Origin of the sequence: Candidatus Seribacter sulfatis (genome assembly GCF_964187635.1) — a bacterium.
GTDB classification, from domain to species: Bacteria; Verrucomicrobiota; Verrucomicrobiia; order Opitutales; family Seribacteraceae; genus Seribacter; species Seribacter sulfatis.
The window spans coordinates 15752-36899 of sequence record NZ_CAXLMO010000059.1; the positions used below are offsets into that span (position 1 = coordinate 15752).

At 42.3% G+C, this 21148-nt stretch carries 22 protein-coding genes; 14 read left to right on the forward strand and 8 right to left on the reverse strand.

The genetic code is table 11. The annotated features are described in order from the left end of the window. The first annotated feature begins 7 nt into the window (after positions 1–7). From recF to ACKPQ5_RS06235, 3 genes are all read left to right on the forward strand, one after another. Positions 8–1087, forward strand: a complete 1080-nt coding sequence (recF, locus tag ACKPQ5_RS06225; RefSeq protein ID WP_407678235.1) for a DNA replication/repair protein RecF — start codon at positions 8–10, stop codon at positions 1085–1087. 71 nt (positions 1088–1158) lie between these two features. Then, positions 1159–1959 carry a sulfite exporter TauE/SafE family protein gene (locus tag ACKPQ5_RS06230; RefSeq protein ID WP_407678236.1) on the forward strand — a complete coding sequence of 267 codons (801 nt, stop codon included), beginning with the start codon at positions 1159–1161 and terminating at the stop codon, positions 1957–1959. A 13-nt stretch (positions 1960–1972) separates the two neighbouring features. Beyond that, positions 1973–2551: a crossover junction endodeoxyribonuclease RuvC gene (locus ACKPQ5_RS06235; RefSeq protein ID WP_407678237.1), complete on the forward strand. Its 579-nt coding sequence runs from the start codon at positions 1973–1975 to the stop codon at positions 2549–2551. 8 nt (positions 2552–2559) lie between these two features. Here the strand turns inward: ACKPQ5_RS06235 and ACKPQ5_RS06240 are convergent, their stop codons facing one another. Beyond that, on the reverse strand, positions 2560–3150 hold the full coding sequence (locus ACKPQ5_RS06240; protein ID WP_407678238.1) for a YceI family protein: 591 nt from the start codon (positions 3148–3150) through the stop codon (positions 2560–2562). Between the two features lie 184 nt (positions 3151–3334). Between ACKPQ5_RS06240 and ACKPQ5_RS06245 the strand changes: the two genes are divergently transcribed. Next, entirely contained in the window at positions 3335–4126 is a 792-nt protein-coding gene (locus ACKPQ5_RS06245; protein WP_407678239.1) for a hypothetical protein, read from the forward strand. A gap of 48 nt (positions 4127–4174) precedes the next feature. Here the strand turns inward: ACKPQ5_RS06245 and queA are convergent, their stop codons facing one another. Then, the gene (queA, locus tag ACKPQ5_RS06250) at positions 4175–5233 is read right to left on the reverse strand and encodes a tRNA preQ1(34) S-adenosylmethionine ribosyltransferase-isomerase QueA (protein ID WP_407678240.1); all 1059 of its coding nucleotides are present in this window, start codon (positions 5231–5233) and stop codon (positions 4175–4177) included. 77 nt (positions 5234–5310) lie between these two features. Between queA and acs the strand changes: the two genes are divergently transcribed. The 6 genes from acs (at position 5311) to ndk (ending at position 12948) form a co-directional block, all read left to right on the forward strand. Next, positions 5311–7293: an acetate--CoA ligase gene (gene acs / locus ACKPQ5_RS06255; RefSeq protein ID WP_407678241.1), complete on the forward strand. Its 1983-nt coding sequence runs from the start codon at positions 5311–5313 to the stop codon at positions 7291–7293. Positions 7294–7353: 60 nt separating this feature from the next. Further along, positions 7354–8232 (forward strand): branched-chain-amino-acid transaminase, encoded by an 879-nt coding sequence (gene ilvE, locus ACKPQ5_RS06260; protein WP_407678242.1) that lies wholly within the window; start codon positions 7354–7356, stop codon positions 8230–8232. Between the two features lie 98 nt (positions 8233–8330). Then, the gene (locus ACKPQ5_RS06265; RefSeq protein ID WP_407678243.1) at positions 8331–8819 is read left to right on the forward strand and encodes a UvrB/UvrC motif-containing protein; all 489 of its coding nucleotides are present in this window, start codon (positions 8331–8333) and stop codon (positions 8817–8819) included. A 26-nt stretch (positions 8820–8845) separates the two neighbouring features. Then, positions 8846–9904, forward strand: a complete 1059-nt coding sequence (locus ACKPQ5_RS06270) for an ATP--guanido phosphotransferase (protein ID WP_407678244.1) — start codon at positions 8846–8848, stop codon at positions 9902–9904. A gap of 32 nt (positions 9905–9936) precedes the next feature. Then, a complete protein-coding gene (locus ACKPQ5_RS06275) occupies positions 9937–12474 on the forward strand; it encodes an ATP-dependent Clp protease ATP-binding subunit (protein WP_407678245.1) in 2538 nt (845 codons plus the stop codon). A 57-nt stretch (positions 12475–12531) separates the two neighbouring features. Further along, positions 12532–12948, forward strand: coding sequence for a nucleoside-diphosphate kinase (gene ndk, locus ACKPQ5_RS06280; protein WP_407678246.1), 417 nt, complete (start codon positions 12532–12534; stop codon positions 12946–12948). 2 nt (positions 12949–12950) lie between these two features. Here ndk and ispF read toward each other — a convergent pair whose 3' ends face one another. Genes ispF through pyrF form a run of 3 tightly spaced genes read right to left on the reverse strand, consistent with a single transcriptional unit; the run spans position 12951 to position 14859 of the window. Next, positions 12951–13442: a 2-C-methyl-D-erythritol 2,4-cyclodiphosphate synthase gene (ispF, locus tag ACKPQ5_RS06285; RefSeq protein WP_407678247.1), complete on the reverse strand. Its 492-nt coding sequence runs from the start codon at positions 13440–13442 to the stop codon at positions 12951–12953. Further along, entirely contained in the window at positions 13439–14161 is a 723-nt protein-coding gene (locus ACKPQ5_RS06290; RefSeq protein ID WP_407678248.1) for a 2-C-methyl-D-erythritol 4-phosphate cytidylyltransferase, read from the reverse strand. The genes ispF and ACKPQ5_RS06290 overlap by 4 nt, the downstream gene beginning before the upstream one ends. Further along, complete coding sequence (gene pyrF, locus ACKPQ5_RS06295) at positions 14158–14859, reverse strand: orotidine-5'-phosphate decarboxylase (RefSeq protein WP_407678249.1); 702 nt, start codon at positions 14857–14859, stop codon at positions 14158–14160. Before pyrF ends, ACKPQ5_RS06290 begins: the two co-directional genes overlap by 4 nt. Before the next feature lie 95 nt (positions 14860–14954). Between pyrF and ispE the strand changes: the two genes are divergently transcribed. Both ispE and ptsP read left to right on the forward strand, forming a co-directional pair. Continuing rightward, positions 14955–15860 (forward strand): 4-(cytidine 5'-diphospho)-2-C-methyl-D-erythritol kinase, encoded by a 906-nt coding sequence (ispE, locus tag ACKPQ5_RS06300; RefSeq protein WP_407678250.1) that lies wholly within the window; start codon positions 14955–14957, stop codon positions 15858–15860. Positions 15861–15941: 81 nt separating this feature from the next. Next, positions 15942–17702: a phosphoenolpyruvate--protein phosphotransferase gene (gene ptsP, locus ACKPQ5_RS06305; protein WP_407678251.1), complete on the forward strand. Its 1761-nt coding sequence runs from the start codon at positions 15942–15944 to the stop codon at positions 17700–17702. Between the two features lie 8 nt (positions 17703–17710). Here the strand turns inward: ptsP and ACKPQ5_RS06310 are convergent, their stop codons facing one another. Genes ACKPQ5_RS06310 through pgsA form a run of 3 tightly spaced genes read right to left on the reverse strand, consistent with a single transcriptional unit; the run spans position 17711 to position 19140 of the window. Further along, entirely contained in the window at positions 17711–18010 is a 300-nt protein-coding gene (locus ACKPQ5_RS06310) for an HPr family phosphocarrier protein (RefSeq protein WP_407678252.1), read from the reverse strand. 24 nt (positions 18011–18034) lie between these two features. Further along, on the reverse strand, positions 18035–18529 hold the full coding sequence (locus tag ACKPQ5_RS06315; RefSeq protein WP_407678253.1) for a phosphatidylglycerophosphatase A family protein: 495 nt from the start codon (positions 18527–18529) through the stop codon (positions 18035–18037). Continuing rightward, positions 18529–19140, reverse strand: a complete 612-nt coding sequence (gene pgsA, locus ACKPQ5_RS06320; protein ID WP_407678254.1) for a CDP-diacylglycerol--glycerol-3-phosphate 3-phosphatidyltransferase — start codon at positions 19138–19140, stop codon at positions 18529–18531. The genes ACKPQ5_RS06315 and pgsA overlap by 1 nt, the downstream gene beginning before the upstream one ends. A gap of 105 nt (positions 19141–19245) precedes the next feature. Here pgsA and coaD point away from each other — a divergent pair, with 105 nt between their 5' ends. Both coaD and ACKPQ5_RS06330 read left to right on the forward strand, forming a co-directional pair. After that, positions 19246–19749, forward strand: coding sequence for a pantetheine-phosphate adenylyltransferase (coaD, locus tag ACKPQ5_RS06325; RefSeq protein WP_407678255.1), 504 nt, complete (start codon positions 19246–19248; stop codon positions 19747–19749). 1 nt (position 19750) lies between these two features. Continuing rightward, positions 19751–21088: an MFS transporter gene (locus ACKPQ5_RS06330; RefSeq protein ID WP_407678256.1), complete on the forward strand. Its 1338-nt coding sequence runs from the start codon at positions 19751–19753 to the stop codon at positions 21086–21088. Positions 21089–21148: the final 60 nt, after the last annotated feature.

A 21148-nucleotide genomic window follows, 5' to 3' on the forward strand; every position in this document is an offset into this window, starting at 1 on the left:
ATAGTAAGTGCGCCTTCTTGATTTAAATTTAGAAAATTTTCGGAACATTGAATCTGCAAATTTAACTTTTTCCGGAAATCATGTTTTCTTTATTGGAGCAAATGGACAGGGAAAAACAAATTTGTTAGAAGCAATTGGGATTTCCTCGAATTTAAGATCTTTCCGGAAATCTGGTATGGATGGCTTGGTTCGGGTGGGAACGAAAACCAGTAGGCTTTTCTTTCGCTTTAAAGATGAGAAAGAAGAGGACCGAGAAACCTTATTTCAGTTTCACGATAAAGGTGAAAAGCAACTTGAAGTAGATGGAGAGAAAATTAAGCGTTTTTCGGATTACCTGGGTGAATTTCCTGCAGTTACTTTTTCTTCGAGAGATTTTAGGTTAGTTCGAGAGGGCCCGTCCGATCGGAGAAAATGGCTTGATTTACTTTTATCCTCCTCCTCGGCTGAATATTTCGAGGCTTTAAAAATTTATCATCGATCATTACGCGAACGTAATGCTTTGCTCAAGAAGGGCGGGGGAGATAGGGAATTAGATGCCTTTGAACAAAGTTTAATTCCAAATGCCTATCGAATTTACCAATTTCGTTTACAAGCATTACCGATTATTTCGGAAACTCTGTCTTTTTACTACGAATCTCTTTCAAACGGCTTGGAAAAGGCGAGTGTACTGTATCGACCGGATCTGGAACTTTCTACATTGGCAGATTTTTCAAATCGATTGCTGAATGAGCGAATGAAAGACCGCCAATTTGGAACGACCCGCAGGGGACCACACCGGGATGACTTCGAATTCCTTTTGGATGGAAAAGATGCTCGTAATTTTGCTTCTGAAGGCCAGCAACGTGGCTTGGTCTTGGGCTTACGGTTTGCGGAGTTTGAATATTTGAAAAAGAGTCTTTCTCGTACACCAATCTTATTAATCGACGATGTTCTTGGAGAATTAGATGAAAAGAGAAAGGCCAATTTTAAAGACCTTCTTCCCCTCAAAACACAGGTTTTTGCTACCGGTACTAGTTTTCCAACTACTGATGAGAAAAGTAACTGGGAATCTTTTCAAGTAGATGCAGGTAAATTTGTAAAAAACTAGGTTTTTTCCAAAAAAACTCCATTTTCTTGATTTCCTAAATGTTTGATGTTTCGTAAAGTGAATTAATATTTATGGAAGTCCTTACAATCACCCATTGGTCCCTGTTAGGTTTAGGCTCCCTCATTATGGGCATGAGTAAAGGAGGCTTGCCCGGCGCTGGAAATCTAACGGTGGCAATCTATGCCCTGGTATTAGAGGACGCATTGGGTCCAATCGGGGTCCCTTTGTCGGTTGGATTGCTTCTTCCTGTTCTCATATCGGCCGATCTCACTGCCACGCTGGTTTATCGAAAGCATACTGATTGGAATTTTATTATTCGCTTACTCCCCTGTTTTATTATTGGTACAATTATTGGTTGGTGGGTCTTTGATTATTTTCAAGGTGGAGATGATCGAGTTAGGCAATTGAAGTATGTAATTGGAGGTATCTTGCTGAGTATGACTGCACTTCATTTTTTCGTCAAAATTCGAAAAGGGATGACAAGAAATAAGCAAAAAGAGCAAGGAGAAATACCCAAAGGTTCAATTCTGCTCGGTCTTATTTTTGGCTTGCTTGGAGGGGTTGCTACTATGTTAGCCAATGCCGCTGGACCCATTGCTCAACTTTATCTTTTAGCAATGGCACTTCCAAAATATGCCTTTATTGGAACATCCGCCTGGTTATTTCTCATCGTAAATGTGATCAAGATTCCATTTATGATCGATCTCGAAATTATTACTCTTGATTCAATGTCCGTGAGTTGGTGGATGTTTATTCCCGCGATGATAGGAGCAGCAATTGCTCCGTTGATTGTACAGTATATCAACCAAACTTTATTTGAACGAATGGTTTGGTTTTTCATCGTACTTGCAGGAATTCGGATGATTCTTTAGTTAAAGGAAATATATGAGTAAAAGTTCTCGAAAATTATGGGCCGATCATCTGGCGGGAAGATCTACCCGATCAACACAAGTTGATACCAAAACTTTATTGCGAAAAACCCCATTTAAAGGAAGAATCCTCGGAGTTGACCCCAGCCTTCGTGGCACTGGGTTGGCGGTATTAGAATGTGAAGGAAGCAGTTTTAAGCTACTTTATTCAGAAACTCTCGAATTAAAACCTAAGATTGATTCTATTGCATGCCTAGGAATGATTCATCAGGCGGTTTCACGGTTACTTGATCTTTGGAAACCTTATCATTTGTCCTGCGAGGCAACCATTTATGTGCAGAATTTTAAGACTGCTCAAATTATGGGTGCCGCCCGGGGAGCGGCATTATCTGCATCGGCAATCCGGGATGTTCCTGTCTTTGAATATGCTCCTCTTCGGGTCAAGCAGGCGGTAGTTGGTTTTGGAAGGGCGAGTAAGGAACAAATGTCGCAGACACTTGCACAAATGCTACATTTGCCCCAGCCTTTGCCTTACGACCAATCGGATGCCCTTGGACTTGCTTTATGCCATGCTTTAACTTGGCACCCAGGCTAGAAGAAGTATTAAATAAACAACCGGGACGGCAAAAGAGGGCGTTTTCCACTGGAGCACCCCACTAGAGTCACATGCACGACTATTCCGTCCTGAATTACATCTAGCATAGAACCAGGGTTTATTCCAAATTTTTCCCTACTCAGTGATAATTGTCCTTTAAGAATAATTAAATCCCCCGGTTTTCGATCATACTTTTTTCGGCCATTTCGAAGATATTTAATTGTTACCGGGAGGGTAATAGGAGAGGTTTTATTCTTCAGTAGTAGCGAACCAAAAGCATCTGCGTTCAGGGCATCACCTTGCCAATGGGCATTCCGTAATCCTTCTAGTTTGAAGACAATCTTAGGATACTTCATTGAATTAAGCCATATGGGTTGATGGGCATCCCCGTCTACTTTATGGTATCCAAAATGAAGTGCTCTTGCATCTAAGTGGACTGAACCCACTGTTTTCGAAGGAGATTTTGTTGAAAATTGGATTCTTCCCCTCACTCTATCGAAAGAACCTCTGACTTGACCAACCCCAAATAGCGCACCTTTTTGCAGTCTGACATCAATTTGGCTAAGTTTTCCCAATGGTTGGAGATCAAACTCAGTCACACCGAAAGCAAAATGGGCGAATATTAATAAGCACCAAAGATAGAATTTTACTATTTTCTTTATGAACATCACGAATCACCAATGTAGATAAAAGGAGTTGGCTTGTCGATTCGTCTTCTCATTAAGGGGTTAATTTTTACTTGACCGGTACTTAAATTGCATCATTTTAATGTAACAATTCAATATGAAAATCACACATACTCTTTGTCTTAAGTTAGCTTTCTTTATATTTGGTTTTACTAACTTTTCTTTCGCAAACATTAAAAACGAAGGTTTCATCGGTGATTCGTTTTACGGAGTAAATGCTGATTCTTCTGGCTTAATCGTAAATCAAGTGGGTCCCAATGCTGAGTTTTCGGTTCCCACGAAATTGAATGTTCGTTCGGAATTAAGTTCATTGCTCTCAGGTGAATTTACAAAGCTTACGGCGTCGATCTCTTTAGATGATGGCACAATAACCCAACTGCCTACCCGTTCAACCCAGTGGGAAAGTACCAGTACAGAACTTTTAATTAAGGATGACTTCGCCACGGCCAAAAATATCTCGGCCAACTCGAGGGTATCAATCAAAGCAACCGCAGAAGGTATGACCGCAGTATTTTTTATTCGCCTGAAAAATAATATTTCAGATTCCACTCCCTCCCAAGACCCGATTGATTCCCCGAAGAATGTTTTTTCTGATTCCGTTGATCTTCCCCAGGCAGGTTGGAAAAGCTCCCCTTGGTTTGGGAATTACTATGAAGGAGGAAACGATTGGGTTCATCATGCAAAGCTTGGATGGCTTTACACCACAACAGAACAACCGTCCTCGCTTTGGATTTGGTCTTCCTCGCAAGAGTGGATGTGGACTGGGCCAGGAGTATATCCCCACTTGTTCCGTAACCGAGACGGGACATGGATCTATTACATTGTTGAAGCTCATCCACAAAAGGTATTTTACAATCAATCCTCCAGGGAAATGGAACATTCCCAATAGGGGTTACTGGTTCCGATCATTTTGTTTGTTCATTCAACCTTTGCCTTTCTAGAGAATAAGCATCGCATCTCCGTAGGAAAAGAAGCGGTACTTTTTTTCAACTGCTTCGTTGTAGATTTCCTTAAGCTTAGTCACTCCATTATTTTTGCCTGGGGAAAGAAAAGCACCGACCAAGCACATGAGCGTAGATCCAGGAAGGTGGAAATTAGTAAGCAGGTGATCCACTCCGAGAAAATGATAGGGGGGGCGGATGAATAGCTCGGCCTCAGATTCCATAGGTTGGGTCGTTTTTCGTTCTTCATGACTTAGGTAGTGCTCGATCGCCCGGACACAGGTTGTGCCAATTGCAAGCTTGGTTTTCTGAGAGTCGCATAGGATGGCCTGAGTAGACGGGGAAAGAAAATATTTCTCTGCATGCATGGGGTGATCTTCAATTCGTTCGGTTTCAACCGGGCGGAAGGTCCCCAATCCAACTGAGAGAGTAAGGTCGTGGATGGTATGTCCCTCTACTTGAAGTTTCTTGAGTAATTCAGGTGTAAAATGCAGTCCCGCGGTGGGGGCCGCTACCGCGGAACGGTTTCCTTGGTTCGCATAAACGGTTTGATAGCGCTCCGCGTCTGCCTGGTCAGCAGGGCGACGAACATAGGGGGGCAAGGGAAGAGATCCGATTCTTTGGGCAAGGGAGGCTGGGTCGTTGTCTTGGGGGAGTTGGAAGCGGACCACATATTCTCCCGAAGGAAGACTTTCAATAATTTCGGCAGAATATTCGTTCTCCAGTCCAAATCTCCCCGCTTTCGCGGTTTTATTTCCTGGTTTTAAAAGGCATCGCCAGGTAGTTTCGGGTTGAGAGGTTGGGCGAAGCAAAAGGCATTCCACAGATCCACCACCGGGCCTTTTCCCGGCGAGTCGTGCTTTTAGTACCGAAACATCATTGCGCAGAATAGAAAGATTAGGCGGAAGAAGCTTTGGTAACTCGTGAAAGTGGTGATGGGTGAGGTCTTGGGATAAACGGTTAAATACAAGCAGGCGAGACTGGTCGCGCTGATCGGTTGGCGTTTGAGCAATCAATTCTTTGGGTAAGGGGTACTCCAATTCTTTCGTGAGCATGAGTCACTCTTTAAAACGCATCGACAAGCGAAGTGCAATCGCCTAAAACTTCTTTACAACCTTAATCCATAGATATTATGAGTGAAAATAAGCCAGTTGACTTAGTTAATCCTCCCGAAAAAGTTTCCAGGAAAGCCCATGTGGGAAGCATGGAAGAATATTTCAAACAATATGAAAGAAGTATAAATGATCCTGAAGATTTTTGGTCTGAAGTGGCGGAAAACTTTTATTGGTATAAAAAATGGGATCAAGTTCGGTCTTTTAACTACAATAGTGAGAATGCACCGATCGATATTAAGTGGTACGAGGGGGCAAAAACAAATGTTTGTTATAATTGCGTGGATAGGCACCTCGAATATCGATCCAACAAGACTGCAATTATTTGGGAGGGGAATGAACCGGGAGAAGATAAGACGGTAAGTTACAAAGAACTGCATGTACAGGTTAGTAAATTTGCAAATGTTCTTAAGAGTAGGGGAGTAAAAAAAGGCGACCGAGTTTCAATTTATATGCCAATGGTGGTTGAAGCTACTGTGGCAATGCTTGCCTGTGCCCGAATTGGTGCGATCCATTCGGTTGTATTTGGTGGTTTTTCAGCAGAGGCATTAGCCGACCGAATCGTGGACTCGACTTGCAAAACGCTCATTACCGCAAATGGGACTTTTCGTGGTGCGAAAGCAATCCCGATGAAGCCAAATGCAGACACGGCAATGGCACGGGCATCAGAACAGATGGAAGAGAATGTGGAAACCTGTATCGTCGTGAAGCGGGTAGGGGAGGAATCTGGAATTGAGTGCGAGATGAAAGAGGGGCGCGATCTTTGGTGGGATGAAGAGATGCAAAATGCGAGTGCTGATTGCCCATGTGAAGAAATGGATGCGGAAGATCCGTTATTTATTTTGTACACTTCTGGATCTACGGGGAAACCCAAGGGTGTCCTGCATACCAGTGCCGGTTACTTGGTATATACTGCAACCACTCACAAGTATATTTTTGATTACCACGAAGATGATATTTATTTTTGTGCCGCTGATATCGGTTGGATTACTGGGCATTCCTACATTGTCTACGGTCCGCTCGCAAATGGAGCGACCACTACAATGTTTGAGGGTATTCCCACTTATCCCAATCCTGATCGTTATTGGCAGGTAATTGAAAAGTGGAGGATCAATCAATTTTATACTGCACCCACCGCGATTCGTGCAATTGCTGCTGCGGGAGAAGATTGGCCCAGTAAGTATAAAATGGAAAGTTTACGGATTTTGGGGAGCGTGGGCGAACCGATTAACCCGGAAGCTTGGCGCTGGTATCACCGAAATGCGGGAAAAGAGAGATGCCCGATTGTAGACACATGGTGGCAGACAGAGACCGGGGGCATTCTTATCTCACCTCTACCCGGCGCAACCCCCCTGAAGCCGGGTTCTGCCACATTTCCCTTCTTTGGCGTCAAGCCGGTTATACTGGATCCTCAGTCCGGAGAAGAAATAAAGGGGAATGGCGTAAATGGAGTACTTGCCATAGAAGAGCCATGGCCGGGACAAATGCGAACTATTTATGGAGACCACGATCGTTTTGAAAGTACCTATTTTCAACAATACAAAGGATATTATTTTACGGGTGATGGCTGCCGGCGGGATGAAGATGGTTATTACTGGATAACTGGTCGGGTGGATGATGTAATTAATGTATCCGGACATCGGATGGGCACGGCAGAGGTGGAAAGTGCCCTGGTTGCTCATCAGGATGTCGCTGAATCGGCAGTGGTTGGATTTCCTCATGAGGTAAAGGGAGAAGGAATTTACGCTTTTGTCACCTTAAACTCAGGGGTCGAGTATTCGGAAGAACTGAGAGCAGAATTAAAAAAGCAGGTTCGTACCGTAATTGGTCCAATTGCCACTCCCGATCAAATTCATTGGGCTCCTGCATTACCCAAGACTCGTTCGGGGAAAATTATGAGAAGGGTCTTAAGGAAAATTGCAACGAATGAAACCGATCAAATTGGAGATGTGTCAACCTTGGCCGATCCAAGTGTGGTGGAGCACTTAATTGCGAATAGGTGAATAACCTTTTTTCTTGGCGCTCGCCAATTTCAAAATTTTCATTCATGTAATATTATAGAAATGAAAATTTATTTGAATGGAGATTTTGTAGCGAAGGAAGATGCTAAGATATCTGTCTTTGATCATGGTTTACTTTATGGAGACGGAGTGTTTGAAGGCATCCGGTTATATGACGGCTGTGTTTTTAAGCTAGATGAACATCTCGAACGGTTGGAGTATTCTGCCAAGGCAATTCTTCTTGAATTACCATTGAATCGCGAGCAAATGAAAAAAGCCGTTTGCGATACCTGTCGAATAAATGACATGCAGAATGGATATGTTCGACTTGTAGTGACTCGTGGTCCTGGCCACCTCGGATTAACTCCAGATGGTTGCGGTCCTGGAAATGTAATTATCATTGCTGACGATATACAGCTTTATCCGGAGGAATTATATGAGAAAGGTCTCAAAATTATTTCAGTTCCCACTCGTCGGATTAATTCTTCTGCTCTCCCGCCAGCAATTAAAAGTTTAAATTATCTTAACAATATATTAGCCAAGATCGAGGCCAAGAAAGTGGGCTTTCAGGAAGCCTTAATGCTCAATGATAAAGGAGAGATTGCCGAATGTACTGGGGATAATGTTTTCATAATAGCAAAGGGCATTCTCTATACCCCTCCCCTGGATGCCGGATCTTTGCGAGGTATCACACGGGGTGCGGCAATTGATTTAGCGGCCCAGTTGGAACTACCTTGCCGCGAGCAGGCACTAACTCGATATGATCTTTGGACTGCGGACGAATGCTTTTTAACCGGTACGGCAGCTGAAGTTATCCCATGCGTGGAAGTGGACCATCGACAGGTGGGAGACGGCACCCCTGGTGTTATGACTCGTCGATTAATTGACCTTTTCCGGAAGATGGTTCTGTCTGACGGTGTGCATTTGAATGAACAAGATTAAACAGCTGTCCCACACATTATTAACTTCGCGCATCATATGCGTTGAGTTTTTTAATTATAATTACTAGTATGTAATCAAGCCAACAATCATCACTACAAATGAAATGTCACCATTGCGATAACCAAGCCACCGTTCATCTCACACAAATTTTGAACGGACAAATGCACAAAATGGATTTGTGCGAGACTTGTGCACAGGCAAAAGGCGTCACCAATCCAGAGAACCTTTCTATTAGCAATTTGATGGATAAGGTAGAAATGGAGGTCGATACCGCTAACACATCAATGGTGTGCGAAAGTTGTGGCACGACCCATCAAGAGTTTAAGAAAGGGGGGCGTCTCGGTTGTGAAGCATGTTATCATGTATTTCGTCCTGTACTAGATCCTTTGCTCGATGGCATGCATGCAGGAATTAAGCATTTAGGGAAAGTACCGGCTGGTTCCGAGTCCAGAATTCACTTTGAACAGTCAATGGGTTCTTTGAAAAAGAAATTGCAGGAAGCAGTCGAGAAAGAAGATTTTGAAAAAGCGGCGGAATTAAGAGATCAACTCCGTGATTTACAGAACGAATCCAAGGCGACGGTTTAATTTTTTTCTATATGTTTCACAAAATATTGAGTAAAGAATCGGGAGGTAAAAAACAACCCAAGGCAATTCCTGTGACTTTGAGCACCAGGATTCGTTTGGCAAGAAACTTGAGGCAGTTCCCTTTCCCCGGCCGTGCTGAAGTGGCTCAGAAACGTGCGGTATTATCGAAGTGTATTGACGCGATGAGCGGAATAAAGGGTCTTAATAACTCGATTTCGGTTGAGGTAGACGATTTAAGTGAACTAGATCGCCAAATATTGGTGGAGCAACACTTGATCAGCCCTGAGCTCTCTCAGGTGGAAGAGGGTTCGGGCATTGTTTTAACCCAAGACCGTTCCTGTTGTATAATGATTAATGAGGAAGATCATTTGCGAATTCAGGTACTGCGCCCCGGTTTGGATTTTAGTTCGGTATGGAAACATGCCGATGAGGTTGACTCCGGAATTGAATCGGCCATTAACTATGCGTACGATGGAGAATTAGGTTTTTTGACTGCCTGTCCCACTAATTTAGGCACCGGAATGAGAGCGTCTGTTATGATGCATCTTCCGGGTTTGGTAATGTCCAAGAATATGGACAAGGTGATAAATGCAGTTAATCAATTGGGCATTGCCGTGCGGGGCTTATTTGGCGAGGGATCAGATGCGAATGGAAGTATTTTTCAAATTTCTAACCAGCAAACCCTGGGGGAGTCTGAATCTGCGATTATTGACCGGTTAAACAGTACTTTGGAAAGCCTTGTTCGCCAGGAAAACTTTGCTCGTGACAAGTTGTTACAGGATGATCGTACTCGATTAATTGATAAAATGAGTCGTGCGATTGGGAGTTTGAAGACCTGTCATTTGATCCAAAGTGCAGAAGCGATGGACTTACTTTCTCTCGTTCGCTTGGCCACTGATTTTGGAATGATGCCAGATAAATTTCGCGGTTTGGCTGATCGAATGTTTATCGAGGTACAACCTGGTCATGTACAATTATCTGCCGGAGAGGCAATTGAGCCAAATCAACGCGATGAATTACGGGCAGAGCTTTTACGCAATCAATTTTTACGAGCCCCCCTCCTGGATCTATCTAGCCATAGTTGACTTTGTTAAATAGAAGGTTATAAATATTTATTATGTCTGAACCGATGAGTAATTTCACGCCTCGTGCACAGCAAGTACTTGCTCTTGCCAGAAAAGAGGCAGACCGTTTTCACCACAATTATGTTGGTACTGAGCACCTTCTTTTAGGTTTGATCAATCTTGGGCAGGGAGTGGCGGTCAATGTTCTCCAGAAAATGGGGCTTGATCTTGACACGGTTCGACAGGCTGTAGATGAACAGGTGGGCCTTGGACCTGAAGCCAAACCCTCCGGTAATGTTCCTTACACCCCACGGGTTAAGAAAGTCTTAGCATTAGCAGGTAAAGAAGCGAAGTCTTTGAATCATAGCTATGTCGGTACCGAACACATATTGCTTGGTTTACTTCGTGAAGGTGAAGGCGTTGCTGCAAGAGTTTTAAAGTCTTTAGATATCGATGTCGAGCGGTGCAGGAATGAAATTTTGTCCGAGCTTGACCCTAATTTTTCTTCCTCTGATGAGTCCGAAGCTTCAGTAGTTGGAGCTGGTGCACCCGAGGAAAAAGGTAAAGATCAAAAAACTCCTGCACTAAAGGCTTTTGGAAGAGATCTTACTGAAATTGCAAAGAAGGGTGAAATGGACCCTGTGATTGGACGCGAAAATGAAATTCGCCGGATGACTCAGGTTCTTTGCAGACGAACAAAAAACAATCCTGTATTGATCGGTGAGGCGGGGGTTGGAAAAACCGCAATCGTGGAAGGACTGGCCCAACAAATTGCTTCTGGCATGGTGCCGGAGAATCTTTTAGATAAGCGTGTGGTCACTCTTGACCTCGCTCTTATGGTCGCGGGCACCAAATACCGTGGCCAGTTTGAGGAACGGATCAAGGCAGTAATGGATGAGCTTAGAAAGGCGAAAAACATTATTATCTTTATTGACGAACTCCATACAATTGTAGGGGCTGGTGCAGCGGAGGGTGCGATGGATGCGTCCAATATCTTTAAGCCTGCACTCAGTCGTGGCGAATTGCAATGCATCGGTGCAACTACTCTTGCTGAGTATCGTAAGTATATCGAAAAAGACAGTGCATTAGATCGTAGATTCCAGTCTGTTAAGGTCGAGGCTCCTTCTGTCGAAGATACAATCCTTATACTCAAGGGAATCCGTCCCAAGTATGAAGAACACCACAATGTAAATTTCACTGATAAATCATTGGCCGCTGCCGCCAAGCTGACAGACCGTTATGTTACTGGACGATTTCTTCCTGACAAAGCGATTGATGCAATTGATGAAGCGGGTGCACGTTCTCGGATGGAGACATTGAAGAGACCTCCTGAGATTGAAAATTTATCCGATGAAATCAAAGAAATTTGTGCGGCAAAAGAATCCGCAATTTCAGACCAAAATTTCGAAGAAGCAGCAGAAGCTCGAGATAAAGAAAAAAAGCTTCGTGCCAAAAGAGAACGAGTATTAGAAAGTTGGAAAAAAAGTCGGGACGAAAAGCGCGCTTCCGTGGATGAAGACGATATGCTTCAAGTAATTGCAGATTGGACAGGCATTCCATTGAATCGCATGGAAGCGAAGGAATCGAAGAAACTCCTCAAACTTGAATCAGAACTTCGAAAGTTAATTATTGGACAGGATTTTGCTACTGAAGTGGTGTCAAAAGCGCTGCGACGTTCACGAGCTGACTTGAAAGATCCCAAGCGCCCAATTGGTTCTTTTATGTTTTTAGGGCCGACAGGAGTTGGAAAAACCCACCTTGCCAAGGTCCTTGCGGAACGAATTTTTGGCGATCAAGATTCCTTGATTCAAATCGATATGTCCGAGTACATGGAGAAGCATGCAGTCTCGCGCATGATTGGTTCTCCCCCCGGTTATGTTGGGCACGAAGAGGGTGGTCAGTTAACTGAAGCAATCCGACGCAAGCCCTATGCCGTTATACTTTTTGATGAGATTGAAAAAGCACATCCAGATGTGGTTCAAATTCTACTTCAAATTTTAGAGGATGGTAGACTTACTGATAGTTTAGGGAGAAAAGTTGATTTTCGTAACACGATTCTCATCATGACTTCAAATGTAGGTGCACATATCCTACAACGAAATAGCTCTCTTGGTTTTTCAGCCGGCAACGCTGATGATGATTTTGATAAAATCAAAGACAAAATTAAGGACGAGGCGAAGAAATCTTTTAAGCCTGAGTTCCTTAATCGATTAACTGAGATTGTCATCTTCCGTCCATTGATTAAGGAAAGTATGCGTGCTATTGTCGATTTGGAACTCAAAAAAGTTACTGATCGTCTAAAGGATAAGAAACTCAAGCTCCATATTTCTGACGATGTAAAAGAATTTCTTATCGAGAAGGGATACGATAGTAAATTGGGTGCTCGCCCACTTAGGCGTGCTGTTGAGAAATATCTAGAAGACAGCCTTGCTGAGGAAGTACTCTCGGGCAGTCTTAGAAAGAATAAATCTATTCGTGTACTCTTGACCGAAGATGAAGAACCCTCTTTGTATTTTTCTCAGGATGAGACGGATAAAAAAGTTTCTGTGTCGCCTTCTTCCAAAGAAGAAGATAAAGAATCTGATTCTTAATTCATTACCACACAGAACCGAATTGGTTTTGTATTCCATAAACCATAGTTTATTCTTATGCAAAGATCCCTTATTCTCCTAAAACCTGACTGTATACAAAAAGCCATTGTGGGCCAAGTGATTAGCCGATTTGAAGGTGCTGGTTACTCGATTATTGGCAGTAAGTTAGTACAGTTGGATGATTCCTTGTTAAACGAGCATTATGCCCATGTGGCTGATTTGCCATTTTTCCCGGAAATCGCTGAATTCATGAGTTCATGCCCCGTGATGGCACTTGTGTTAGAAGGAGAAAATGTAATCCAGGGTGTTCGTGATCTTATTGGTCCGACTGATTCCACCGCAGCTCCCAAAGGGACCATTCGGGGAGACCTTGGTACTGACCGAATGAAGAATGTAGTTCATGCGTCGGACAGCCCTGATTCTGCATTGGCTGAAATCAATCGCTTTTTTGAAGCCGACCAGATTGTCGCTTAGAACTATTTCTTAATCAGGCTGCAGACTGCAAAAGTCGCAATTCCTTCCATTCTACCGATTGCGCCAATTTGTTCGTTGGTGGTTGCTTTAATCCCAATTCTTTCTTTTGGAATGTTCATTGTGTTGGAAAGTGATGTTTTTATTTTTTCGATATAATGTAAGATTTTAGGCTTCTCTGCAATTATAGTGAGATCAATATTTCCAACTTGATACCCGAGTCTGTCGGTCTCGGAAAGTGCCTTTGATAGGATAATTTTGGAATCCAAGTCTTTATTTGCAGGGTCATTATCTGGAAAGTAATGACCGATATCAGGAAGTGATAGTGCTCCCAAAATAGCATCTGCTAGAGAATGAGTGAGGCAATCTGCATCTGAATGTCCTAGTAATCCCAGGTGAAAAGGAATCTCTACTCCCCCTAAAATTAGTTTTCTTTCAGAAACCAAGCGATGTAAGTCATAGCCATGGCCAATTCGAATGGGTAAAGGATCGGTCATTTTGAGGACAGTAAAAAGGTAAGGTATGGCCAGTCAGCCTGCGATGTAATTTTTGGATTTGGATATTCTGTTTCGAGCATCGTTACTTTTTTTTGAATGAGTTCTAGTACAGAGACTTCATCGGTAGTAAGAAGATCTTGATCTAGAGCAAAGTTCATTCCCTCTTGAAGCCAGTCTTTTCGAGCGACTTGCGGTGTTTCCATAATCCAAATATTCGATCGGTCAATTGATTTTGTAGTGCACGGTGCTCTCCAATCTTCAGTATCTTTTTCTTCGATAATCTTGATGGTGTCTCGTAACGGTCTTGCAATTGCAACCGCTCCCGTTTGAGAGACGATTTCATGGAGTTGATTAATTGTCTTGGTTTGAATCATTGGCCTAGCACAATCATGGACATAGACAAATTCACAAGTTGATGGACAATTTGCTAGACCATTGAGGACGGAATCTTTTCTTTCTGTTCCTCCTTTTACTAAAATCGGATCGAATTTTCTATTTCCTGTTTGATGGGCAATATCGATTTCTTTTTTTAATAATTTCAGTTGTTCGCGATCTCGGTAAATTATTACAACATTATCAATTTTATTTGTATTTAGAAATGCCTCATAACTTAAACGAAAAGAATTTGTAGAATGGATCGGGTAAAGAAGTTTGTCCTCTCCCTGTGCCTTCATTCTGGACCCGCTTCCCCCAGCGAGAAGGATTGCACAATGTTTCATTCGGCTAGTTCTTGTTGAATATCCGCGAGTGCTTGTTGTGGATTTTCTGCAGCGAGAATGGGTCTTCCAATGACAAGAAAGTTTGCACCTGCCTGACTTGCCTGGCTTGGCGTCATAATTCGTTTTTGATCGCCAGTCGCAGAACCCCTTGGACGAATTCCTGGAGTAACGAATGTGGTGGAATGAGGCAGGGCATCCCTCAACCTGACAAGTTCATGCGGAGAACATACAATTCCATTAATCCCAGAGTTTGTGGACATTTTTGCTAGTTTATCCACTTGATCCGGGATTTTATATTCCACCCCAATCGAGTTGAGGTTTTCTTGATTCATTGAAGTTAACACGGTGACCGCAAGTAATTGGGTATCAGGAAGAAATTCAGCAGAGGCTTGGGCACATCTGGCAAGTGCTTCTGGTCCTGCAGTGGAATGGAGAGTCAGCATTTTGATTGGTAATGAGGCAAGGCTTTCAATCGCCTTTGCCATGGTATTGGGAATGTCATGTAATTTTAAATCCAAAAATATTGATTTTCCAATTGAGGCAATATCATGCAGGAATTCAGGGCCGTCTCTTAAATAAGTTTGCAATCCAATTTTGACCCATTGGAGACTTTCCCCAGTCGCTTCCAGTATTGATTCTGCTTTTGTACGGCTTTCAACATCGAGTGCGAGAATAACTTTTGTTTTTGAATCATCCATGAATTGACATCATGGTGGGTCGATTCATTGAGCCAATCCTATTCTTTCTAATCGCCTGTTATAATTTTGTTTGTTAAATAAACTAATCCAATCAGATGAAAGCTAAAAATGCGATCAGTCGAATTTCCGTTCCTGCACCTGCTAAAATAAATTTATTTCTTGCCGTTACCGGGAAGAGAAAAGATGGCTTTCATGAAATTAACACAGTACTTGCTAAATTAGAGTTAAGTGACCAAGTCATATTGGAAAGAACGGACAAGCAAGATGAGATCCAATGTGTTTGTAGTGGAAATGAAACACTGTCAGGTCGCAATAATCTTGCCTACAAGGCAATTGAAGAATGGCGTAGGTTTACAGGTGACCGAACGGGAATGAAGGTAACAATAGCCAAGAGAATCCCGGCAATGGCCGGACTTGGCGGAGGAAGTAGTGATGCCGTGGCCACACTTCGTGGACTTAACTTATATCATGGCCAACCTTACACCAACGAGGATCTTGCCGTAGTGGCAGAAAAACTGGGTTCAGATTGTCCGTTTTTCCTTCATGATGGTATTGGACATGCAATTGGTCGAGGCGAGAAAGTAAGGATTATTCCGGGAACCGAGCAAAATGAGATAAATGGACAGAGAATATTCTTATTCCAACCTCCGATTGGTTTTTCTACTCCTTTAATTTACAAAGCCTTAGCAGAAAATGGATCTTATTCAGACCCTTGCTGGGCCAATAAAGTGGTACAAGAATGGGAAGCTGGAGAACGAAGTGTTCCTGATTTTTGTCACAACGATTTTGAATCAGTACTTCTTTCCAAGTATTTGTTCCTCAAGCCGATTTTCGAAGAATTAAGGGATTGTTTTGGATTATCTTTTCAGGTTTCTGGGAGTGGATCTTCGTGCTTTTGTTTTGTTTCTGAAGGTGTGGACGAGAGACCAGTCCGGAATTTTATTTCTCGATCCCTTGGACTTGAAGCTAGTTTTTGGGTATCCCGAATAAGGCTGAACTAGGGGCATGGTTTTTGTTTTCAATTTTGATCAGTTTGAGTCATAATATGCTCTTTTAGAATTATTTAAGAAGTTATTATTTGTATGTCTCAATTAAATAAAGAAATCGCTCTTTATGGAATTCCTGGCTCTCCGGGGGTTTCACATGGACCGGTGTTTCGGTTTTTGCATGGAGATGTAGAAGTTCCCCAATATCAGGTAAGTGAGTCCGAGCAAGAGTCTGAACTCGAACGTTTCAAAGATTCAGTCGCAATTACTCGAACTCAAATCGAGGGAATTAGAAATGAAGTTGCGAAAAATTTAGGTGAAAAAGAGGCGGGTATCTTTGACGCCCATATCCTCGTGCTTGAAGATAAAGCACTCTTTGTCGATATCGAAAAAGAAATTAAAAAAACAGGCGATAATATCGAACAATGTGTTTATCGAGTAACCCAGCGTTACCATGATTATTTTAATCAACTTGAGGATGAATATCTACGTGAGCGAGCGGCAGATTTAAAAGATATATCGAAGAGGTTACTTCGAAATTTGATTGGAGAAACTGCGGCAGGTACTGCTTTTTTAGGAGAGCCGAGAATTTTAGTCTCTGAAGACTTAAGCCCTTCGGATACTGCCTCTTTAGATCGATCTAAGATCCTCGGTATTGCCACAGATACAGGCGGTCGTACTAGTCACGCAGTAATAATGGCTCGAGCGAGCGGTGTTCCTGCAGTGGTTGGGGTAAGAGGGCTTACCGAGAAATTAGCTGAAGGAGATACCATATTAATTGATGGATTTGAAGGTATTGCGATTATCAATCCTTCTGAAAGTACTCTTTTTCGGTATGGAAAGGTGGGATTACAGAGAAATAAAATAAAGGATTTATTTGCTGGAGAAATTTCCTTACCACCCGAAACTCAAGATGGTCTAAAAATTCATTTCCTTGCAAATGCTGATACTTCTGAAGAAGTAAAAAGCGGAATTGAAAACGGGTGCGTCGGGGTAGGGCTTTTCCGTACAGAATCAATATTCCTGAGCAGAAATCAAATTCCCAGCGAAGATCAACAGTTTGAGGAATACCAAAAACTTGTTATGGCAGCGGACGGAAAACCTGTTACTATACGAACCCTCGATCTGGGTGGAGATAAAATTTTAGATTCAATTGGGCGCGAAAAAGAGGAAAACCCATTTATGGGATTTCGAGCAATTCGTTATTGCCTTCGTAATCCATCGATCTTTTTGGATCAATTACGTGCAATTTTGCGGGTGAGTGCTTTTGGTTCTGTGAAAATAATGTTTCCTATGATTAGTGGGGTAGAGGAGCTTGTTCGTGCAAAAGAATTCTTGTTTACCGCAAAGAGACAACTGAGTGAGAAGGGAGTCAGTTTTGATAATGAGATCAAGGTTGGGTGTATGATAGAAACTCCATCCGCGGTTACCATTTGTGATATGTTGGCCGATGAAGTTGATTTTTTTAGTGTCGGTACCAATGACCTCGTTCAATATTTACTAGCAGTAGATCGGATTAATAATGAAATTGCTTATCTTTATGAGCCCCATCACCCAGCAGTTATTCGTTCATTGAAGCACATTTTTGATGTGTCAAAAGAGAAGAATGTGGAGGTTACTTTATGTGGTGAAATTGCTGGTGATCCTCATTTTCTGCCTTTATTAATTGGTTTGGGTTTGGATACTGTAAGTGCCACGGGAATCCTACTACCCGAACTTAAGTTTTATGGTCGAAGATTTACATTGCAAGAAGCACAAAGTTTAGCCGAACGAATTAAGCCAATGAAACGGCCTTCTGAGATTAAGGTTTGTTTAAAAGATTTCTATGACGACCGGATTTCCGATTTGATCAAGTAGGATCAAGTTTACTCGTCTTGAAACTTGGAAGCGAATAGTTCAGACATTTCTTTCTGAAACTCACTTCCTTCTTTTGGCTTAGTAAAAAAAGTAAGGATCGTGCCTTTCGCCGCAGCGAGCATCATGATTCCCATGATACTTTTAGCGTTTACTTTTTCACCTTCTTTTTCGACCCAGATATCTCCGTTGAATCGAGACGCAATCCGAACGATCATGGCCGCAGGGCGGGCATGAATCCCCATTTTGTTCGAAACTTCAAGGGTAAAAGAGAAGTTTTCTGCCGAACTGTTTTCATCCGAATCACTCATTACAAGATAAATTAGAAGAGGAAATTACAAAAAAGACAAAGGAAAAGTTTTGATTACAAAAAGAAGCAAGGCGGAAGCAAGTGCCGCGGCAAGGTCATCAATCATCACTCCCATCCCATTGGGTAAATTTTGAAGCTTTTTAATTCCAATAGGTTTCGCGATGTCAAAAATACGAAAAAGAATAAACCCGATCGTTAAAAAGAATAAAACTTTAGTAATAGAGAAGGAATTTAATTCATCTAGGCAGAAAACAAATACTAAAGGAATTGCGGTAAATTCGTCCCATATTACTTCTGGTGGGTCTTCTTTTCCCAAAAGAACTTCAGCACGTGTACACAGAGGGATTCCTGCAATAAAAAGAATTGAAAATAGGATCATAATTCCTATCGGAGAAAGAGGGGAGAACCAAAATAAAAAACAGAAGACAACTAGGCCTGCAAGCGAACCAAATGTCCCGGGTGCAGGTAAGTTTGTACCCACGGGGCCAAGGGTGGATAAATTTCGAATGAAAAAATCCATTACTGATCTTCTTCGATAAAAAATCTCCAATACTTGGATAAATAAATAATACCAGAAATAACCGTAATGAGAGTGGCGGCTATCAGAGTGATTCGCCCAGACAGCAAAAGAATATGAATCAGATTTTCTTGGAGCTCCGGTGCAAAAATTCCAGTAAAATCATCTTCCACCGCAATTTTGCCAAGGAATAAGCAAATACAAGTAAGTTGAATGACTGTTTTTAATTTACCGATTTTTTCTGCGGCTAAAGTTTTTCCGCGTGCAGCTGCTACTAATCTTAAACCAGTAATTAGAAATTCCCTAGAAAGAATCAGCAAAATTGGAAAAAGTGCCCATCGTGCAATTTCATCCAGAGCTAATAGACTAATAAACATTCCCAGTGTGAGAACCTTGTCCGAAAGTGCATCCATAAACTTACCAAACTCAGATACCTGTCCAAATTTTCGGGCAAGCCATCCGTCAAGCCAGTCAGTGAGGGCGGCAAAGAGAAAAACAACAAGTGCGCCGGTTCTTATCCATGGCAGAGAGGTATCGGAGGCCGGATATAGTAAGGCAATGACTACCAGCATTAAAGGTATTCTTGAGAGAGTGAGAAGGTTTGGTAGGTTCATCTAATTAAATCTAATCATTTCATGGTTCGAACTCATTTGCAATCTCAACGGCATCCTTGGTTGTGGACTTGTTTCGATTCTTAGTTATTATAGACTCTTTACTATATGAGCATAGCTATTTACCCTGGTACTTTTGATCCGGTTACAAACGGACATTTGGATGTGTTAGAACGTGCATCCAAGATTTTTGACGAAGTAATTGTGGCTGTTTCTGCTGATAACTCGGATAAAAAAACTGCATTTGATTGTAATACCAGGGTCAAACTTTTGCTTGAAAATACTACCAATTATTCGAATGTACGGATTGATTCCTTTAGTGGACTACTGGTGGACTATGCGAAAGATTGCGGTGCAAGTGCTGTGGTCAGAGGTCTACGAGCAGTTTCCGATTTTGAATACGAATTTCAAATGGCCCAAATGAATCGACATTTAGATTCTGAACTCGAGACTATTTTCCTAATGCCTAACGAAAAATACTTTTACACCAGTTCCAGCCTAATTAAGCAGGTACATCTTTTTGGGAATCGTGATACGAAATTAGTTCCTGAAAATGTTTCCATAGCATTACGTCAGCTTTCGCTCGAAAACCAATCGAAGGAGGAACTTTAAAGTGAGCGAAACAGAAAAAGCAGCAGCAAAAAGAAAACGGGCAACTTTTGGGGTGGTTTTCCTTACCATATTTTTAGATATGGTTGGATTTTCGGTTATCTTTCCCCTTTTTCCGGCAATGCTCGATCATTATTTGGCCCGGGAAAGTGCACTGGGTGGGGGAATGCTCACTGATTTTGTTTTGTCACTTCAGGGACTTGCATTTGAAGGGAATAGTCAAAATGAAGCTTTTCGTTTTGAAACGGTTATTTTTGGAGGTGCATTGGGTTCCTTGTACGCGATTTTACAATTCTTTTTTGCTCCAATATGGGGACGGTTATCGGATAAAATTGGAAGAAGGCCTGTCTTGATGTTTACCCTTGCCGGTACATGCTTAGGGTATGGATTATGGATTTTTGCCGGAGGATTCTGGATTTTGGTACTTTCCCGAATCCTCGGTGGTATGGCTAGTGGCAATCTTTCCGTTGCAACTGCTTCGATCGCCGATGTTACATCTAGGAAGTCCCGATCTAAGGGCATGGCATTCGTTGGGGTTGCTTTTGGGTTAGGTTTTATAATAGGTCCTGCTTTGGGCGGTTTTGCATCTCAATGGTCTTGGGGCAATGGAGAAGACGCGGTCTTTGGGCTGAACCCATTTTCATTAGCCGCGTTAATTAGTTTTTGCCTGGCATTGATTAACTGGCTTTGGCTTGCCTTTTCATTTAAAGAAACCCTGCCCAAGGAAAAACGAGGAAGTGGAAATGAACCAAGACCGGCCATCTTTCAATTAAGAAGTGTTAAAAGTGCCGCGGTATCCAATACCTGTCTCGCCTATCTGTGCTACATGATTTCGTTCTCTGGAATGGAATTTACACTTACCTTTTTGGCGGTGGAACGATTTTCTTACGACCCCATACAAATTGCAAAAATGTTTCTTCTTATCGGAGTTACTCTAATTTTTGCCCAAGGATTTTTTGTAAGGAGATTTGTGGGGAAAATAGGGGAGAAAAGAATGGCATTAATGGGAATTTTCATAGGTCTTTTTGCCTTCGCGATGCTTTCTAGTATCCAAGGTGAAAACTGGTTTTTCTTTGCCCTATTTTTAATGTCAACTGGAGTGGCATTTATAAGTCCTACCTTAACTTCCCTTACTTCCCTTTATTCCAGTGAACAAGATCAGGGGTTTCATTTGGGAGTATTTCGATCGTCGGGTTCAATGGCACGGGCAATCGGTCCATTAATTGCAGGATTGATTTATTTTAAATATGGCTCCTCGATTGCATACCTAGCTGGTGCATTATTTTTGCTCTTTCCGGCTTGGATCTTGTTTCGTGTCCCTCAACCCAAGACGAATCAATAAAAATCCTTCGGTCTTCCTCTCGTTTTATCTCGCTATTCGATCAGTTTACCCTATTATGAT

Coding starts and splice junctions, on each gene's coding strand:
- ACKPQ5_RS06230 (WP_407678236.1), top strand. CDS start 1,159: ATGGAAGTCCTTACAATCACCCATTGGTCCCTGTTAGGTTTAGGCTCC.
- ACKPQ5_RS06235 (WP_407678237.1), top strand. CDS start 1,973: ATGAGTAAAAGTTCTCGAAAATTATGGGCCGATCATCTGGCGGGAAGA.
- ACKPQ5_RS06245 (WP_407678239.1), top strand. CDS start 3,335: ATGAAAATCACACATACTCTTTGTCTTAAGTTAGCTTTCTTTATATTT.
- queA (WP_407678240.1), bottom strand. CDS start 5,233: ATGCTCACGAAAGAATTGGAGTACCCCTTACCCAAAGAATTGATTGCT.
- acs (WP_407678241.1), top strand. CDS start 5,311: ATGAGTGAAAATAAGCCAGTTGACTTAGTTAATCCTCCCGAAAAAGTT.
- ilvE (WP_407678242.1), top strand. CDS start 7,354: ATGAAAATTTATTTGAATGGAGATTTTGTAGCGAAGGAAGATGCTAAG.
- ACKPQ5_RS06265 (WP_407678243.1), top strand. CDS start 8,331: ATGAAATGTCACCATTGCGATAACCAAGCCACCGTTCATCTCACACAA.
- ACKPQ5_RS06275 (WP_407678245.1), top strand. CDS start 9,937: ATGTCTGAACCGATGAGTAATTTCACGCCTCGTGCACAGCAAGTACTT.
- ndk (WP_407678246.1), top strand. CDS start 12,532: ATGCAAAGATCCCTTATTCTCCTAAAACCTGACTGTATACAAAAAGCC.
- ispF (WP_407678247.1), bottom strand. CDS start 13,442: ATGACCGATCCTTTACCCATTCGAATTGGCCATGGCTATGACTTACAT.
- ACKPQ5_RS06290 (WP_407678248.1), bottom strand. CDS start 14,161: ATGAAACATTGTGCAATCCTTCTCGCTGGGGGAAGCGGGTCCAGAATG.
- pyrF (WP_407678249.1), bottom strand. CDS start 14,859: ATGGATGATTCAAAAACAAAAGTTATTCTCGCACTCGATGTTGAAAGC.
- ispE (WP_407678250.1), top strand. CDS start 14,955: ATGAAAGCTAAAAATGCGATCAGTCGAATTTCCGTTCCTGCACCTGCT.
- ptsP (WP_407678251.1), top strand. CDS start 15,942: ATGTCTCAATTAAATAAAGAAATCGCTCTTTATGGAATTCCTGGCTCT.
- ACKPQ5_RS06310 (WP_407678252.1), bottom strand. CDS start 18,010: ATGAGTGATTCGGATGAAAACAGTTCGGCAGAAAACTTCTCTTTTACC.
- ACKPQ5_RS06315 (WP_407678253.1), bottom strand. CDS start 18,529: ATGGATTTTTTCATTCGAAATTTATCCACCCTTGGCCCCGTGGGTACA.
- pgsA (WP_407678254.1), bottom strand. CDS start 19,140: ATGAACCTACCAAACCTTCTCACTCTCTCAAGAATACCTTTAATGCTG.
- coaD (WP_407678255.1), top strand. CDS start 19,246: ATGAGCATAGCTATTTACCCTGGTACTTTTGATCCGGTTACAAACGGA.